This is a genomic window from Streptomyces sp. NPDC006294 (assembly GCF_042870895.1).
Lineage (GTDB): Bacteria > Actinomycetota > Actinomycetes > Streptomycetales > Streptomycetaceae > Streptomyces.
In genome coordinates this window covers 67,817-83,223 of sequence record NZ_JBIAHV010000015.1, presented here as the reverse complement: position 1 = coordinate 83,223, position 15,407 = coordinate 67,817, and the positions used below count along the sequence as shown (strand labels likewise).

The 15,407-nt window shown below is 71.7% G+C and carries 12 protein-coding genes, 1 tRNA gene and 1 pseudogene; 7 read left to right on the top strand and 7 right to left on the bottom strand.

All coding sequences use genetic code 11. The features are described 5' to 3' along the window. Positions 1-14 precede the first annotated feature (14 nt). Positions 15-851 carry a MurR/RpiR family transcriptional regulator gene (locus ACFYOP_RS25685; protein WP_356894240.1) on the bottom strand — a complete coding sequence of 279 codons (837 nt, stop codon included), beginning with the start codon at positions 849-851 and terminating at the stop codon, positions 15-17. 28 nt (positions 852-879) lie between these two features. Next, positions 880-1,350, bottom strand: a pseudogene (locus tag ACFYOP_RS25680) (glyoxalase). A gap of 142 nt (positions 1,351-1,492) precedes the next feature. Here ACFYOP_RS25680 and ACFYOP_RS25675 point away from each other — a divergent pair. Then, positions 1,493-1,912 carry a hypothetical protein gene (locus ACFYOP_RS25675; RefSeq protein WP_356894242.1) on the top strand — a complete coding sequence of 140 codons (420 nt, stop codon included), beginning with the start codon at positions 1,493-1,495 and terminating at the stop codon, positions 1,910-1,912. A gap of 339 nt (positions 1,913-2,251) precedes the next feature. Here ACFYOP_RS25675 and ACFYOP_RS25670 read toward each other — a convergent pair whose 3' ends face one another. Further along, the gene (locus ACFYOP_RS25670) at positions 2,252-3,637 is read right to left on the bottom strand and encodes a cystathionine beta-synthase (RefSeq protein ID WP_356894244.1); all 1,386 of its coding nucleotides are present in this window, start codon (positions 3,635-3,637) and stop codon (positions 2,252-2,254) included. A 185-nt stretch (positions 3,638-3,822) separates the two neighbouring features. On the opposite strand from ACFYOP_RS25670, the gene ACFYOP_RS25665 reads away from it, so the two are divergent. From ACFYOP_RS25665 to ACFYOP_RS25655, 3 genes are all read left to right on the top strand, one after another. Continuing rightward, on the top strand, positions 3,823-4,836 hold the full coding sequence (locus ACFYOP_RS25665; protein ID WP_356894367.1) for an SGNH/GDSL hydrolase family protein: 1,014 nt from the start codon (positions 3,823-3,825) through the stop codon (positions 4,834-4,836). 563 nt (positions 4,837-5,399) lie between these two features. After that, complete coding sequence (locus ACFYOP_RS25660; RefSeq protein WP_356894246.1) at positions 5,400-6,620, top strand: acetyl-CoA C-acetyltransferase; 1,221 nt, start codon at positions 5,400-5,402, stop codon at positions 6,618-6,620. Positions 6,621-6,992: 372 nt separating this feature from the next. Then, a complete protein-coding gene (locus ACFYOP_RS25655) occupies positions 6,993-7,847 on the top strand; it encodes a hypothetical protein (protein ID WP_356894369.1) in 855 nt (284 codons plus the stop codon). A gap of 84 nt (positions 7,848-7,931) precedes the next feature. On the opposite strand, the gene ACFYOP_RS25650 is transcribed toward ACFYOP_RS25655, so the two are convergent. Continuing rightward, positions 7,932-8,255, bottom strand: coding sequence for a hypothetical protein (locus tag ACFYOP_RS25650; RefSeq protein WP_356894248.1), 324 nt, complete (start codon positions 8,253-8,255; stop codon positions 7,932-7,934). A gap of 98 nt (positions 8,256-8,353) precedes the next feature. On the opposite strand from ACFYOP_RS25650, the gene ACFYOP_RS25645 reads away from it, so the two are divergent. Continuing rightward, positions 8,354-8,584, top strand: a complete 231-nt coding sequence (locus ACFYOP_RS25645; protein ID WP_356894250.1) for a DUF4287 domain-containing protein — start codon at positions 8,354-8,356, stop codon at positions 8,582-8,584. A 98-nt stretch (positions 8,585-8,682) separates the two neighbouring features. Here the strand turns inward: ACFYOP_RS25645 and ACFYOP_RS25640 are convergent, their stop codons facing one another. Both ACFYOP_RS25640 and ACFYOP_RS25635 read right to left on the bottom strand, forming a co-directional pair. Beyond that, positions 8,683-9,558, bottom strand: coding sequence for a Bax inhibitor-1/YccA family protein (locus tag ACFYOP_RS25640; RefSeq protein WP_356894252.1), 876 nt, complete (start codon positions 9,556-9,558; stop codon positions 8,683-8,685). A gap of 154 nt (positions 9,559-9,712) precedes the next feature. Next, positions 9,713-9,794: transfer RNA gene (locus tag ACFYOP_RS25635), tRNA-Leu, on the bottom strand. A 365-nt stretch (positions 9,795-10,159) separates the two neighbouring features. Here ACFYOP_RS25635 and ACFYOP_RS25630 point away from each other — a divergent pair. Further along, the gene (locus ACFYOP_RS25630) at positions 10,160-10,930 is read left to right on the top strand and encodes an ABC transporter ATP-binding protein (RefSeq protein ID WP_356894254.1); all 771 of its coding nucleotides are present in this window, start codon (positions 10,160-10,162) and stop codon (positions 10,928-10,930) included. Between the two features lie 116 nt (positions 10,931-11,046). Continuing rightward, a complete protein-coding gene (locus tag ACFYOP_RS25625; protein ID WP_356894256.1) occupies positions 11,047-13,584 on the top strand; it encodes an ABC transporter permease in 2,538 nt (845 codons plus the stop codon). 74 nt (positions 13,585-13,658) lie between these two features. Here the strand turns inward: ACFYOP_RS25625 and ACFYOP_RS25620 are convergent, their stop codons facing one another. Beyond that, positions 13,659-14,948 carry a cyclopropane-fatty-acyl-phospholipid synthase family protein gene (locus ACFYOP_RS25620; protein ID WP_356894258.1) on the bottom strand — a complete coding sequence of 430 codons (1,290 nt, stop codon included), beginning with the start codon at positions 14,946-14,948 and terminating at the stop codon, positions 13,659-13,661. Positions 14,949-15,407 lie beyond the last annotated feature (459 nt).

Below are 15,407 nucleotides of genomic sequence, written 5' to 3'. Positions count from 1 at the left end.
GCGCATGCCTGTCCTCACTCCGCGAAGAGACCGCGCTCCGCCGCCTGAGCGTCGAAGTCCTCCAGGCGGGCCTGTGCGTCCGGCAGACCGTCGCACAGCGCCTCCAGCAGGACCCGCCCGAGCAGCATCGGCGCGCACGCCGTGTCGAAGGCCAGACCGGTGCCGACGGCCGCCGGGATCAGCAGATCGCTGTGGGCGGCCACCGGGGCGAACGCCGAGTCGGCGACCGTCACCACCGTCAGACCGGCCGACCGCGCGTACGCCAGGGCCTCCACGACCTCCTTCGGGTGGCGCGGCAGGGCGAAGCACAGCAGCGCGCTCGCCCCGGCCCGCCGCGCCGCGTCGATCCGGTCGGCGAGCATCGAGCCGCCCTCGTCGAGGAGCCGTACGTCCGGGTGCACCTTGGCCGCGAAGTAGGCGAACCCGCGGGCCTGCGACGACGCGGCCCGCAGCCCCAGCACCGGCAGCGGCCGGGACGCCGCGAGCAGCCGGCCGGCCCGCTCGACGGCCGCCGGCTGCGCGAGCATCTCGGCGAGGTGCCGCAGATTCTCGATCTCCGCGTGCACGGCCTGCTGGTACTCGTTGTACGTGTCGCCGTCGTCCGGCGTCTCCGGCGGTACGACCTCGCGCAGATGCCTTCTCAGCGCGGGATAGCCGTCGAACCCGAGCGCGACGGCGAAGCGGGTGACGGACGGCTGGCTGACCCCGGCCAGCTCCGCGAGCTCCACGCTGGACAGGAACGGCACATCGGCGGCCCGGCGCACCATGCAGTGCGCGATACGGCGCTGGGTGGGTGTGAGCCGATGCCCCTCGAACAGCTGCTGCAGTCGTGCGGCAGGGCTGTCGCTCATGCCATCCCCCTCGTCCCGGCTCGCCTATTCAGTCAACAAGAACTCTGCATGACGATATGCAGCCGGGGCAAGGCGGGCAGGGGGCGCACGGCTCGCAAGCGCGACCGACGGCTCGGGATGCGTGCGGCTCCAGGAACTCCAGCCGGTGGCCGACCTTGTCGTAGGCGTAGAAGCGGTCGTGGCCGGGAACGCGTCGTCCCACGTCACCTCGTGGCCGGACGCCTCCAGCCGCTCGGCGAGGTCCCGCAGGGAGCGGACCAGGATGCCCGGATGCGCCTTGCGCGCGGGCGAGAAGTCCTGCTCGGCACCGAGATGGACCTCGAGGCCCCCGCCACGGAACCAGCAGCCGCCGCGGGCGCCGGCGTCGGCTTCTCCGGCTCGACCATGCCGAGGACGTCTCCCCAGAAGCTCCGGCACAGGTCCTCGGCGCCGGCGGCACGGCGAGCCGCACATGGTGCGGGCCGCGGAAGATGTGGTCGGCGGTGTTCCCGGTGCTCATGGCGTCCCCCCTGCGAAACAAGGACGGCGTCCGTCTGCCCAAGGCTGCCGCAGCCGCCCGGCGCGGTTCCGGCTGTCCCCGGGGGCAAGACGGGGGCTACCCCCACTGACGCGGCGGCTCCGCCGGCCGTAGCTTCGGTCTCATGGAAGCCCGCGACCCTGAGCTCAAGAAGGAGCTCGACGCCACCCTGCACGCCCGCCGCGACCTGGGAGAGGAGTACGACTCCGCGCTCGTCGAGTCGTTTCTCGAGAAGGTCGAGCAACGACTCGACGCCACGGTCGACCGCCGCGTCCGCCGTCAGGTCGCCGAACAGCGGACGGCCGCGGCCCGCACCCCCGGGCGGCAGCGGTCCGGCGACAACTTCGGCGAGCGCTTCGGATTCGGCATCGTCACGATGATCCTCGCCGTCCCGCTCTCGGCGATCGGCGTGGCCAACGCCGGCCTGGCCGGTCTCGTCGTCACCTGGCTCGGCATCGTCGGCGTGAACGTGGCCCACGCGGCGCACGCCTGGCCCTGGCAGCAGCGCAAGTCCCGTGACACCGGGTCCGACTGGAGCGACTGACCGCCCGTCACGGACGGACGGCCGCGTGCACGGGGGCGCGAAGACTGGACGCGGGGACCGCCGCACCCCCGGCCCGAAGGCCGGAGGCCGGGACGACAGCGGTCCCCGCGTGGGACACGGGCCGGGTCAGGACCGGCCTGTCGTGTCCGGGGCGTCCGTGGAGTCCGGGAGCCGCTCCGGAAGTCCTGTGACGCCGCCAGTGGTGCCGGCCGGGGTACCTGCCCGGTCCCCCCGCCGACATCCATCACTGTGCCGGACACGTGTTAAGCGGGTGCTGCGCGGACGTGACGCGCTCGTACCTCTTGCGCGCCCATTGCGGATACGGACCTGCGGACCGGACTACTTGGCGCCCTTGGCGAGGAACGCCAGCAGGTCCTGACGGCTCACCACACCCGTCGGCTTGCCCTCGACCAGCACGATCGCCGCGTCCGCCGAGCCGAGCACCGACATCAGGTCGGCCACCGGCTCGCCGGAGCCGACCTGCGGCAGCGGGGCCGACATGTGCTTCTCCAGCGGGTCGCCCAGCGACGCGCGCTGCGTGAACAGCGCGTCCAGCAGCTCCCGCTCGACGACGGAGCCGATGACCTCCGCGGCCATCACGTCCGGGTGACCGGCGCCCGGCTTGACGATCGGCATCTGGGAGACGCCGTACTCGCGCAGCACCTCGATGGCCTGACCGACGGTCTCCTCCGGGTGCATGTGCACCAGGCTGGGGATGCCGCCGTGCTCCTTGTCGCGCAGGACGTCGCCGACGTTCGAGGCGCCCTCGCCCTCGAGGAAGCCGTAGTCGGCCATCCACTCGTCGTTGAAGATCTTGCTCAGGTAGCCGCGGCCGCTGTCGGGCAGCAGCACGACCACGACGTCGTCGGGGCCCAGCCGCTCGGCGACGCGCAGCGCCGCGACGACCGCCATGCCGCAGGAGCCGCCCACCAGCAGGCCCTCCTCCTTGGCGAGGCGGCGCGTCATCTGGAAGGAGTCCTTGTCGGACACGGCGACGATCTCGTCGGTCACGGTCCGGTCGTACGCGGACGGCCAGAAGTCCTCACCGACGCCCTCGACGAGGTACGGACGGCCGGAGCCGCCCGAGTAGACGGAGCCCTCCGGGTCCGCGCCGATGATCTTGACCTTGCCGTCGCTGACCTCCTTCAGATACCGCCCGGTGCCGGAGATCGTGCCGCCGGTGCCGACGCCGGTGACGAAGTGCGTGATCCGCCCGTCCGTCTGGTCCCACAGCTCGGGACCGGTGGTCTCGTAGTGCGAGCGCGGGTTGTTCGGGTTGGAGTACTGGTCGGGCTTCCAGGCGCCCGGCGTCTCCCGGACCAGCCGGTCGGAGACGTTGTAGTACGAGTCCGGGTGCTCAGGGTCGACGGCCGTGGGGCACACGACGACCTCGGCCCCGTACGCACGCAGCACATTGATCTTGTCGGTCGACACCTTGTCCGGGCAGACGAAGATGCACTTGTAGCCCTTCTGCTGGGCCACGATGGCAAGTCCGACGCCGGTGTTGCCGCTCGTCGGCTCGACGATCGTGCCGCCGGGCTGGAGGGCGCCGCTCTCCTCCGCCGCCTCGATCATCCTCAGCGCGATCCGGTCCTTCACCGACCCGCCGGGGTTGAAGTACTCGACCTTGGCGAGGACGGTCGCCGAAATGCCTGCGGTCACGTTGTTCAGCTTCACCAGCGGGGTGTCGCCGACAAGACTGATCATCGAGTTGTGGATACGCACAATGTTCTCCGGGGTCTCCGTGATGGTTCGCCCAGCGTAAGCGGGCGGACGCGGGATTGGGCGACGGTCGCTACGGGGCAGTTAGCTCATGTACAGCGACGAGGCCCGCGAGGGCCGCAGCCCCATGCGGCGGCTGCGGCCCCGCGGGCTGCGAGGAGGTGGCTCGGACTGTGTCGAGAGCGAGGGTGGCGCGGCGCATCGCGGCCGGCGCGGCATACGGCGGGGGCGGCATCGGGCTGCTCGGAGCGGCCGGACTGGGCCTGGTCATGGCCGAGGTCCACCTGGCGAAACGCACGGTCGGCGGGGGCCGTGCCCCGATCCCGCCGCGCGGCGACGGTCTGTACGGGCTCGCCTTCGGCCGGGAGAACCCGCTGCGCCTCGGCATCCTCGGCGACTCGACCGCGGCCGGCCAGGGCGTCCGCCGCGCGGGCCAGACCCCCGGGGCGCTGCTGGCCTCGGGCCTCGCGGCGGTGGCGGAACGACCGGTGGAGGTCCGCAACATCGCGCTCCCCGGGGCGCAGTCCGACGACCTGGAGCGCCAGGTCACCCAGCTCCTCGCGGACCGGAGCCGGACACCGGACGTCTGCGTCATCATGATCGGCGCGAACGACGTCACCCACCGGATGCCGCCGACCCAGTCCGTGCGGTATCTGGCCTCCGCGGTGCGCCGGCTGCGCACGGCGGGCACCGAGGTCGTCGTCGGCACCTGCCCCGACCTGGGGACGATCGAGCCGGTCTACCAGCCGCTGCGCTGGATGGCCCGCCGGGTGAGCCGGCAACTGGCCGCGGCGCAGACCATCGTGGTCGTGGAGCAGGGCGGGCGCACGGTCTCGCTGGGCGACCTGCTGGGGCCGGAGTTCGCGGCGAACCCGCGGGAGATGTTCGGCGTCGACAGCTACCACCCGTCGGCGGAGGGGTACGCGACGGCGGCGATGGCGGTGCTGCCGACGCTGTGCGCGGTGCTCGGCCTGTGGCCGGAGACGGACGCGCTGGACGCGGACCGGGACGAGGACATGCTGCCCGTGGCGCGGGCGGCCGCGACGGCGGCGTCCGAGGCGGGTACGGAGGTCACGGGGGCGCGCGCTCCGTGGGCCCTCCTCAAGCACCGCCGACGCCGCCGCCTCCCCGCGACGTCGGACGCCCCACCGTCCACGACGTCGTCCGCACAGCCGAAGGAGGACCGCGTGGGCCCGACGTGAGCCCCTGGCGCCCGTGGCGCCTGCGGCGGGCGTGTTCCCCTCCCCGCCCCTTCCCGTTACCGGGCTCCGCCCGGACCCGCGCCTCAAGCGCCGGCGAGGCTGGAACTTGCCGGTCTCGTCGGGGCTCCGCCCCGAACCCCGCGCCTCCCCCCTACGGCCTGGCGGCCGTGGGTGCGGGTACCTCCCACGCCGCCATGCGTAGCGGAGTGCCCCCAGCGAGGCTGGAAGTGTCCGGTTGGGCCGGGTGGCCGCGCAGCGGCAAATCAAGCCCGGCCTGGGGGTACCACCCACGGCCCCAGGCCGTAGGGGGAGATTGAGGCCACCGCGCGAAGCGCGGTACCGGGCCCGGGCGGAGCCGGGCCCGGTACCCGGAGGGCGGGTACGGGCCCGGGGCCTGCCCCGGTTCGGGAAGGGGCGGGGAGGGGAAAAAGTCCTTGGGCGCAGGAATAAGCAAGCGCCCGCTTAGAAAAGAGGCCCGCATCACACCTCGCGCACAGTGACCCACGCCGTACGTCCGGGTAACTTCCCAACCAGCCCTTCCGTCTTACCCTCATGGAGCCGTGATGCCTGAAGCCGTGATCGTCTCAGCAGCCCGTTCCCCGATCGGCCGGGCCTTCAAGGGCTCGCTCAAGGACATTCGTCCCGACGACCTGACCGCAGAGATCATCCAGGCCGCGCTCGCCAAGGTGCCCGAACTGGACCCGCGCGACATCGACGACCTGATGCTCGGCTGCGGCCTGCCCGGCGGCGAGCAGGGCAACAACCTGGGCCGCATCGTGGCCGTGCAGATGGGGATGGACCACCTTCCCGGCTGCACCGTCACCCGCTACTGCTCCTCCTCGGTCCAGACGTCCCGCATGGCGCTGCACGCCATCAAGGCCGGCGAGGGCGACGTCTTCATCTCCGCCGGTGTGGAGACGGTGTCCCGGTTCGTGAAGGGCAACTCCGACAGCCTGCCGGACACGCACAACCCGTTCTTCGCCGACGCGGAGGCCCGTACCGCCGCCGTCGCCGAGTCCGAGGGCTCGACCTGGAGCGACCCGCGCGAGGACGGCCTCGTCCCGGACGCGTACATCGCCATGGGGCAGACCGCGGAGAACCTGGCGCGCAGCAAGGGCATCACCCGCCAGGACATGGACGAGTTCGGCGTCCGGTCGCAGAACCTCGCGGAGGAAGCCATCAAGAACGGCTTCTGGGAGCGCGAGATCACCCCCGTCACGACGCCCGACGGCACCGTCGTCAGCAAGGACGACGGCCCCCGCGCCGGCGTGACCCTGGAGGGCGTGCAGGGCCTCAAGCCCGTCTTCCGCCCCGACGGGCTCGTCACGGCCGCCAACTGCTGCCCGCTGAACGACGGCGCCGCCGCGCTCGTCATCATGAGCGACACGAAAGCCCGGGAGCTCGGCCTGACCCCGCTCGCCCGGATCGTGTCGACCGGCGTCTCCGGCCTCTCCCCGGAGATCATGGGCCTCGGCCCGGTCGAGGCGTCCAAGCAGGCGCTGAAGCGTGCCGGCCTGACCACCTCGGACATCGACCTGGTCGAGATCAACGAGGCGTTCGCCGCGCAGGTCATCCCGTCCTACCGCGACCTCGGCTTCGACCTGGACAAGGTCAACGTCAACGGCGGCGCGATCGCGGTCGGCCACCCCTTCGGCATGACGGGCGCGCGGATCACCACCACGCTCATCAACAGCCTCCAGTTCCACGACAAGCAGTTCGGTCTGGAGACCATGTGCGTGGGCGGCGGCCAGGGCATGGCCATGGTGATCGAGCGGCTGAGCTGAGCCGGAGCGGAGGGCAGGGGCCACCCGACCCACTCGACCTGCGGCTCCGCCGCGCGGCGAGGGTGGCACCTGCCCGCAGCGGTGGCGAAGCGAACGCGACCAACAGATCGAGCGCCTGAGCTGAACCGGGCCGAGGCCGGACCGGACGCCGCGGGTCCGGATCTCAGTTCGTGACTGAATCTCCCCCAGGATGTGACCTATCTCCTGGGGGAGACCCTTTTCCCAGGTCACAGGGGCCACACCACTGAACCCCGGGCACAAAGACCTGTCCAATTCGTGACGTAATGCACTGACAGGGGGCGCGGGTCCATCGCAAGCTGATGTAGAAGTCGGGGGGATCCGATTGAAACCGGGAGTAAGTCAGTGAGCGCCATGTCTCTTGCCCTGCTGCTGACCACGGCCGCCGCCACGGCCGTGGGCGCCGCTGCCCTGCACGCCGCCCACGGGCTCCGTAAGCAGGTAGCCGCCCTCAGGTCAGAGCTCGCCGCGTCGTCCGTGCCCGCCCCGATCGCCGCCGTGCCCCAGGCCCGCACCAGTGAGGCCGCCGAGATACGCGCGGCCGTCGCCGAGGCGCTCGCCGAGGAGCGGGAGCGTGAGCTCGCCGAGGCGCGGGCCTTCTGGGCCGCGCAGGAGGCCCGCGACGCCGCGGACGCCTCCGCGCGCTACTCGGGCGAGGGCTCCACGTCCGCGCTCGGCGGCCTGTCCGGCATCGGCGACGAGATCCCGCCGTTCTACGTCCCGCGCCAGGCCGACTTCGTCGGCCTGGAGTCGATGGACCTGGACGCGGCCGAGGGCTTCGACGCGCTCGACGACATGGCGGACCTGCCCGAGGTGACCGAGTTCGCCGAGGACTCCCCCGAGCTGGCCGCGGCCCGCCGCCGCCACCCCTCGCACCCCGACTTCGTGCCGGTGCAGACGCCGGTCGTCACCGACCACGAGCGCACCGTGTCCAAGCTCGAGGAGCTGGCCGACACGGGCACCGAGCTGGCGGACGTCCGCCCCGGCCCGCTGGGCACCCTGGACGTGTACGTCTTCGCCGACGGTACGACCCTGTGCATGACGCCGGGCCACCGCGAGACCGCGGAGCGCCTCGCCGACTCGCTGCGCGCGGGCGACGCCCCGGTGCTGCTGGGCGGGTCCGGAGTGTCCGGCGCGTACGCGCTGACCTTCTCCTGCGGCGAGGAGAGCGTGTACATCCTCGCCGACCGCGTGATCGCGTCCCACTGACCGGCCCGGGCCGATGGGCCGCGTCCCCCTGACCCGCCCCCGGCCCCACCGCCCGACCGCCCCGCCCCCACCGCGGCGGCAGGTCTACAGACCCGACCGCCGCGCCGCCGACCGCACCAGCTCGGCGGCCTCGTCAACCGCGGGTGACCCCGCCGGAACCGAACGAAGCGCCTCGGCCAAATCGCTCGCCGCCACCAGCACCTGGTCCGCGACCGCGAAGACCCCGGCGTCCGGCATGGTCCTCGGCTCCCGCCCGGGCTCCTCGAGCCGCTGGGCCCGCACGGACAGTTCCCTGGCCAGAGCCAGTGCCTCCGCCGCCGCGCCCCTCTGCAGCCGGCTCTGCGGCGCGGCCCGCAGACGGTCCGCGAAGCGCTCCGCCGCACCGGTCAGTTCCGTCGTTTCAAGCACGCCGCGACCCTACGCGGCCGCGCGGGACTGTTGCCAATACGCGGCCGCTCAGGCACGGTGGCGTGAAGAGCACACGCGCAATGCGTCCGGAGGCGCCGATGTCCCAAGTCTTCTCCGAAGAGACCCACCGAAATCTGCTCTCCAGAATCCCCGAGTGCACCGGTCGTGCCGTCTCCGACTGGCTTCGCACCGTCGAGGAAGGACCGTCTCTCTTCAACTTCGAGGAGAAGGTCAGCTGGCTCCGGGGCGAACACAACCTCGCCTACGGCCATGCCAAAGCGATCATCCATGAGTACGACCTGAGGCGCGCCGCGCGCAAGCTGCTCTAGACGCTTCAGGTGCCGCACACGACGGAAGGGCCCGCAGGCAGTGCCTGCGGGCCCTTCGTGCGGCTGTCACCCGGCGCTGCGGCCGGGCGGCGGGCCGGCTAGTCGTCGCCGCTGAAGATCGCCACCAGGCGCAGCATCTCCAGGTAGATCCAGACCAGCGTCACCGTGAGACCGAAGGCCGCGAGCCAGGACTCCTGACGCGGGGCGCCGTAGGCGATGCCGTCCTCGACCTCCTTGAAGTTCAGGGTCAGGAAGAAGCAGCCGATCAGGATGGCCAGGATGCTCACGATCGCGCCGAGCGGACCGAAGTCGCGCAGGCCGCCGTTCTCGGCGACGCCGAAGATCACGAGCAGCAGGTTGACCGCCAGCACGGCGATGAAGGCCAGTGCGATGGTCATACCGATCCGGGCGTACCGTGCGGTGACCCGGATCCAGCGCTGCTTGTAGACGAACAGCATCGCGCCGGTGACGGCCATGGTGCCGACCACCGCCTGGAACGGGGCCCCGTCCCAGCGGCGGTTGAACATCTCGCTGATCACGCCGAGGAAGATGCCCTCGAAGGCCGCGTAGGTCAGGATCAGCGCGGGCGACGGCGTCCGCTTGAAGGACTGGACGATCGCGAGGACGAAGGCCACGAGGGCCGAGCCGATGGCGATCCCGTAACTCGTGGGCGACACCGGCAGCAGGGCCCATGCGAGGACCGCGCCGAGAACCACGGTGCCCAGCGTCATGCCCGTGCGCGTGACGACGTCGTCCATCGTCATGACGTCCGTACGGACCGGTGCGGGGGCGCCGGGCTGCGTGCCCGCCGGGGCGTAGGGGTTGGTCGCGTACGGGGTGCCGGCGCCCTGGGCGTAGGGGTTCGTTCCTACGGCGGGGCCCCCGGCCTGCGGCTGCTGCTGCGCGTTGAAGCCGGCGTAGCCGCTGTCGCGGCTGAACCCCCGTCGCGAGAAGACCGGGTTGCTGCTCCTCATCTCACTCCTCCTTGGCCACCGTGCGCGGCCTAGAAGTCAAGAGTAATGGGCAAGCAAAGGGAACGCCCTAGTGCTCGGGGAGGATCTTTCCGAGATCGTGACACAGAGCGCCCCCGGAGACGGCCGGCGCGGCGGGGGGCGGTGGGGCGTCGGGTGCCCGGAGCCGGACTTGAACCGGCACGCCCCGAGGGGCAGCGAGGTTTAAGCTCGCCGTGTCTGCATTCCACCACCCGGGCATGGCGCGAGGGCTCCGCGTCGGATCACGAGCCTATCGGTGCGGACCGCTCCGACTTATGGCCGTTGGCCCGATCTTGACTGGTTCCAGGGGCTCCTGAGGGGGCGTCAGGCCAGGTAGGAGGGTATTCGAGCCCCCCTCACGACGCACGGAACCAGGGCCTGGGGCATCCGGGATTGACGGAAAAGCGCCGTCCGCTCCCCGACGGCCCCTCAGGGAGCCCGTCATCCCAAAGGAGGAGGAACGTGACGCCCGGTCCGACCCAAGGCGGCCACGGGAACGGGTACCGGGACTGACGATTTGCGGCGCCGGCGCGGACAGGATGGTGACGTCCCCGACAGTCCGCCCCCGACAGGAGCTCCTCTCGTGACCACCACCCCCATCGCTCAGCGCGCCACCGCAGTGGCGGCCCGCGCCACGGACCTGTCCAAGGTGTACGGACAGGGCGAGACTCAGGTGGTCGCGCTGGACCATGTGAGCGTCGACTTCCGGCAGGCCGAGTTCACCGCGATCATGGGCCCGTCCGGCTCCGGCAAGTCGACGCTGATGCACTGCGTCGCCGGCCTGGACTCCTTCAGCTCCGGCTCCGTGCGCATCGGCGAGACCGAGCTCGGCAGCCTGAAGGACAAGCAGCTCACGCAGCTGCGCCGCGACAAGATCGGCTTCATCTTCCAGGCGTTCAACCTGCTGCCGACGCTGACCGCGCGGGAGAACATCACGCTCCCGATGGACATCGCGGGCCGCAAGCCCGACCAGGAGTGGCTGCAGCGGGTCATCGACATGGTGGGCCTGCGGGACCGGCTCGGTCACCGGCCCACCCAGCTCTCCGGCGGCCAGCAGCAGCGCGTCGCCGTCGCCCGCGCCCTCGCGTCCCGGCCGGAGATCATCTTCGGTGACGAGCCGACCGGCAACCTCGACTCCCGCTCCGGCGCGGAGGTGCTCGGCTTCCTGCGCAACTCGGTGCGCGAACTCGGCCAGACCGTGGTCATGGTGACCCACGACCCGGTGGCCGCCTCCTACGCCGACCGGGTGATCTTCCTGGCGGACGGCGCGATCGTCGACGAGATGCACGGCCCCACCGCCGACGGCGTCCTCGACCGCATGAAGGCGTTCGACGCCAAGGGCCGCACGAGCTGACGCCCCCGGGGCCGTAGTTCCCCGCCCTCAGACATCTTTTCTCGTCACTGTCCGGCCCCGCGGCCGGCCCGCCGGGCCGGCCGTCGTGCCCCGACGCCCACTTCCAGGACACCCACATGTTCCGTACCGCCTTGCGCAATGTGCTTGCGCACAAGGCCAGGCTGCTGATGACCGTGCTCGCCGTGATGCTCGGCGTGGCCTTCGTCTCCGGCACCCTGGTCTTCACCGACACCCTCGGCAACGCCTACCGCAACCAGTCCGCCAAGAGCTACGACGACGTCGCGGTCGCCGTGACGACGTACGTCGACCCGAGCGACGCCGAGAAGGACTCCGGCGTCGACGAGAAGACCCTGGAGAAGATCCGGGGCATCGACGGCGTGGCCTCGGCCACCGGGCGGGTCTCCGGCTTCGCCGGCGTCGCCGACCAGGACGGCAGGCTCATCGGCAACGGCTGGTCCAACACCGGGGCCAACTACTCCCCCGGCAAGGACGGCAAGGACCCCGCGTACACCTTCACCGACGGTGCCGGGCCGGGTGAGGCGGACGAGATCGCGCTCGACAAGGACTCCGCCGCCAAGGGCGGGTACCAGGTCGGCGACGCCGTAAGGGTGGCCACCAACGGACCGGTGAAGGAGTACGCCCTCGCCGGTGTCTTCACCACCGACGACGGCGCGGTCAACGCGGGCGGCAGCCTGGTCCTCTTCGACACCGCCGTGGCGCAGCAGCTGTACCTGCAGCCCGGGTACTTCGCGGACGTCACCGTGACCGCGGAGCCCGGCGCCTCCGACGCCTCGATCCTCACCGCCGTGAAGCCGCTGCTGCCCAAGGACTCCGATGTGCAGACCGGCAAGGAGCTGGCGGACGAGCAGGCGAAGCAGATCGAGAGCGGCCTGTCGAACCTGAACACGATGCTGCTCGCCTTCGCGGCCATCGCGCTCTTCGTCGGCGTCTTCCTGATCGCCAACACCTTCACCATGCTGGTCGCCCAGCGCACCCGGGAGCTGGCGCTGCTGCGTGCCGTCGGCGCCTCCCGCCGGCAGGTCAAGCGCTCCGTGATCCTGGAGGCGCTGGTCGTCGGGGCGATCGCGTCCGTGGTCGGCTTCCTGCTGGGCCTCGGTCTCGCGACGGGTCTGCGGTCGGCGATGACCACCTTCGGCGCGAAGGTCCCCGCGGGACCGCTGATCGTCTCGCCCACCGCGGTGGCCGCCGCCCTGGCCGTCGGCGTGCTGATCACGGTGCTGGCGGCATGGCTGCCCGCCCGCCGGGCCGCCAAGATCCCGCCGGTGGCGGCGATGAGCAGCGTGCACGGCGTGGCCACCACCAAGTCGCTGGTGCTGCGGAACACCATCGGCGGCGTCCTCACCCTGCTCGGCGCCGCCGCGATCGTCGCCGGTGCGGCGGCCGGCTCCGACGGGCGCATGATCATCGCCGGCGGCGCGTTCCTGGCGCTGGTCGGCATCATCGTCCTGATCCCGCTGCTGTCCCGCCCGGTGATCGCGCTGGTGCGGCCGCTGCTGAAGGGCGTCTTCGGAGTCTCGGGCAAGCTCGCCGGGCAGAACGCGGTGCGCAACCCGCGCCGTACCGGCGCCACCGCCTCCGCGCTGGCGATCGGTCTCACCCTGGTCACCGGGATCTCGGTGCTGGGGGCCACGCTGGGCCAGGCCGTGGACAAGATGACCACGGACAACATCAGGGCCGACTACATGGTCACGATGGCGAGCGGCGGCGCGCTGGACAAGTCGGCGCTCGACGCGATCGAGAAGGCGAAGGGCGTCAGCGCCGTCTCGCCGCAGCAGGCGTCCTCGATGGAGATCAAGGGCGAGTGGCACTCGGCGTCCGCGGTCACGCCCGGCGACGTGGAGAAGGTCTTCGACCTGGAGACGGTCTCCGGCTCGCTCGCCACGCTCGGCAAGGGCCAGATCGCGGTCGACGACGACACCGCCGAGTCGAACGGCTGGAAGACGGGTGACACCCTGCCCGCCGAGTTCGGCGAGGAGGGCAAGAAGGAGACGAAGAACCTGACGGTCGGCGCCGTCTACAAGGGCAACGAGTTCCTCTCCCCGATCCTGGTCGCCACCGACGTCGTCGCGCCGTACGAGACCAGGCCGTACATCCCCGAGATCTGGGTGGCGATGGACGGCGGCGCGAGTGCGGCGAACGAGCAGGCGCTGGTCGACGCGCTGGGCGACAACCCGGCGATGAGCGTCATGGACCAGCAGGACATCCGCAACATGTTCGGCGGCTTCATCAACACGGCGCTGAACATCATGTACGGGCTGCTCGCGATGGCGCTGATCATCGCCGTGCTCGGCGTCATCAACACCCTGGCCATGTCCGTCTTCGAACGCCAGCAGGAGATCGGCATGCTGCGGGCGATCGGGCTCGACCGCGGCAAGGTGAAGCGGATGATCCGGCTGGAGGCCGTGGTGATCTCGGTCTTCGGCGCGGTCGTCGGCATCGGTCTCGGCTCGTTCCTCGCCTGGGCGATCGGCGAGACGATCCGCAAGGAGATCCCCGGCTATGTGCTCGTCATGCCGTGGGACCGGATCGGGATCTTCCTGCTGCTGGCCGGAGTGGTCGGCGTACTGGCGGCGCTGTGGCCGGCGCGCAGTGCGGCGAAGCTGAACATGCTCACCGCGATCAAGACGGAGTAGCGGGCCCCGCCGACAGGCCGAAGGCCCCGTGGTGTGTGCTGGACGCACACCACGGGGCCTTCGGCGTCGTGGAGTCAGCGCCAGTCGCCGGTACGCAGCGGCACTCCCGAGCTGCCGCTGTCGGGGGTCCGCACGGCGAGGATCTGGTTGACGCCGATGCTGTTGCGTTCGAACGACACCGCGGAGGCGGCCATGTAGAGCCGCCACACCCGGGCACGACCGGGCGAGGTGAGCCGGGCCGCCTCCGGCCAGGCGCTCTCCAGGTTCGCGACCCAGGCGCGCAGGGTGCGGGCGTAGTGCTCGCGGATGGACTGGACGTCGCGGACCTCGAAACCCGCGTCCTCCAGTGTGGCGACGGTACGGCCCAGGGGCGCGAGTTCGCCGTCGGGGAAGACGTACCGGTCGATGAACTCGTCGATGCGGTAGGCCGCTTCGTCCTTCTCGGGGCGGCGGGCGATCTGGTGGTTGAGCAGCCGGCCGCCGGGCACGAGCAGCGAGAACAGCTGGTCGGCGTACTCGCGGTAGCGGACCCGGCCGACGTGCTCGGCCATCCCGATGGACGAAATCGCGTCGTACGGCCCGTCCCTGACGTCCCGGTAGTCCTGCACCCGGATCTCGACACGGTCGGTGAGGCCCTCGTCCGCGATGCGCTTGCGGGCGTGGACGGCCTGCTCGCGGGAGAGTGTCACGCCGGTGACGCGGGCGCCGTACTCGCGGGCCGCGTGGACGGCCATCGCGCCCCAGCCGCAGCCCACGTCGAGCAGCCGGTCGCCCTCCTTCAGCCCGAGCTTGCGGCAGACGAGGTCCAGCTTGTCGCGCTGGGCCTCCTCGAGGGTGCCCGCGTCGTCCCAGTAGGCGCACGAGTAGACCATGGACGGCCCGAGCACGAGACGGTAGAAGTCGTTGCCGACGTCGTAGTGGTGGCTGATCGCCTCCTTGTCCCGCCGCCTGGTGTGCAGCGGACCGGTACGGCGCCGGACCTCCTCCGGCGGCGGGGGCGGGGGCGGCAGGACGCCGCCGAGTTTCAGCAGGGCGCGGGCGCCGGCCCGCAGCCGCGGGTCGCGCACCGCGTGGACCGCGGTCTTCTGGTCGGCCCCGCGGTCCCACAGAAGGCCGGCCAGCACGTCCAGCGCCTCGTACAGATCGCCGTCGATGTCGATCTCCCCGGCGACCCAGGCCCGCGCGAGCCCCAGCTCGCCCGGCCGCCACAACAGCCGCCGCAGGGCGCGCCGGTGACGTACGACAAGGGTGGGCGCGCCCGGCGGCCCGGATTCACTGCCGTCCCAGGCGCGGATGCGGACGGGGAGCGGGGCGCCCGACAGCTCCTCGGCAAGAGTGGTCAGCCGCAGCGCGGCATCGGCCATGGCACAAACCTCCGTGACGGTGGTTTTCACGAACGCCCGGCAGCCCCGCGGCGGGCGGGCCTGCACGGTGCACTTCCCTCAACAATGCGACCACCGTGTGTGCTTCCCCGCACTATGCGCCGCGACGCCCGCCACGGCGGGCATGTTCCCCGACCGGGGCGGGCCGGGCTTCGCCCGGGCCCGGTACCGCGCTCCGCGCGGTGGCCTCAAACTCCTTTTACGGGCCTGGCGGCCGTGGGAGGTGCTCCCGGGCCGGGCTGGAAATGCCGCTGCGCGGCAACCCGGCCCGCCGGGCTCGCATGGGGGTACTCCCACGCCGGCTCACCTTGAGTTGCCGAGCAACGGAGCCCCGCCGGCGTCTGAGGCGCGGGGCTCGGGGCAGCGCCCCGACAAGACCGGCCAGGCTCCAGCCCCGCCGGCGTCTGCGCCGCGGGGCTCGGGGCAGCGCCCCGACAAGAC

Bases quoted from the DNA above. Each gene is read 5' to 3' on its own strand.
- ACFYOP_RS25675 (WP_356894242.1), top strand. From the start codon at position 1,493: ATGGAAGCCCGCGACCCTGAGCTCAAGAAGGAGCTCGACGCCACCCTG.
- ACFYOP_RS25640 (WP_356894252.1), bottom strand. From the start codon at position 9,558: ATGAGGAGCAGCAACCCGGTCTTCTCGCGACGGGGGTTCAGCCGCGAC.
- ACFYOP_RS25645 (WP_356894250.1), top strand. From the start codon at position 8,354: ATGTCCCAAGTCTTCTCCGAAGAGACCCACCGAAATCTGCTCTCCAGA.
- ACFYOP_RS25685 (WP_356894240.1), bottom strand. From the start codon at position 851: ATGAGCGACAGCCCTGCCGCACGACTGCAGCAGCTGTTCGAGGGGCAT.
- ACFYOP_RS25625 (WP_356894256.1), top strand. From the start codon at position 11,047: ATGTTCCGTACCGCCTTGCGCAATGTGCTTGCGCACAAGGCCAGGCTG.
- ACFYOP_RS25660 (WP_356894246.1), top strand. From the start codon at position 5,400: ATGCCTGAAGCCGTGATCGTCTCAGCAGCCCGTTCCCCGATCGGCCGG.
- ACFYOP_RS25620 (WP_356894258.1), bottom strand. From the start codon at position 14,948: ATGGCCGATGCCGCGCTGCGGCTGACCACTCTTGCCGAGGAGCTGTCG.
- ACFYOP_RS25655 (WP_356894369.1), top strand. From the start codon at position 6,993: ATGTCTCTTGCCCTGCTGCTGACCACGGCCGCCGCCACGGCCGTGGGC.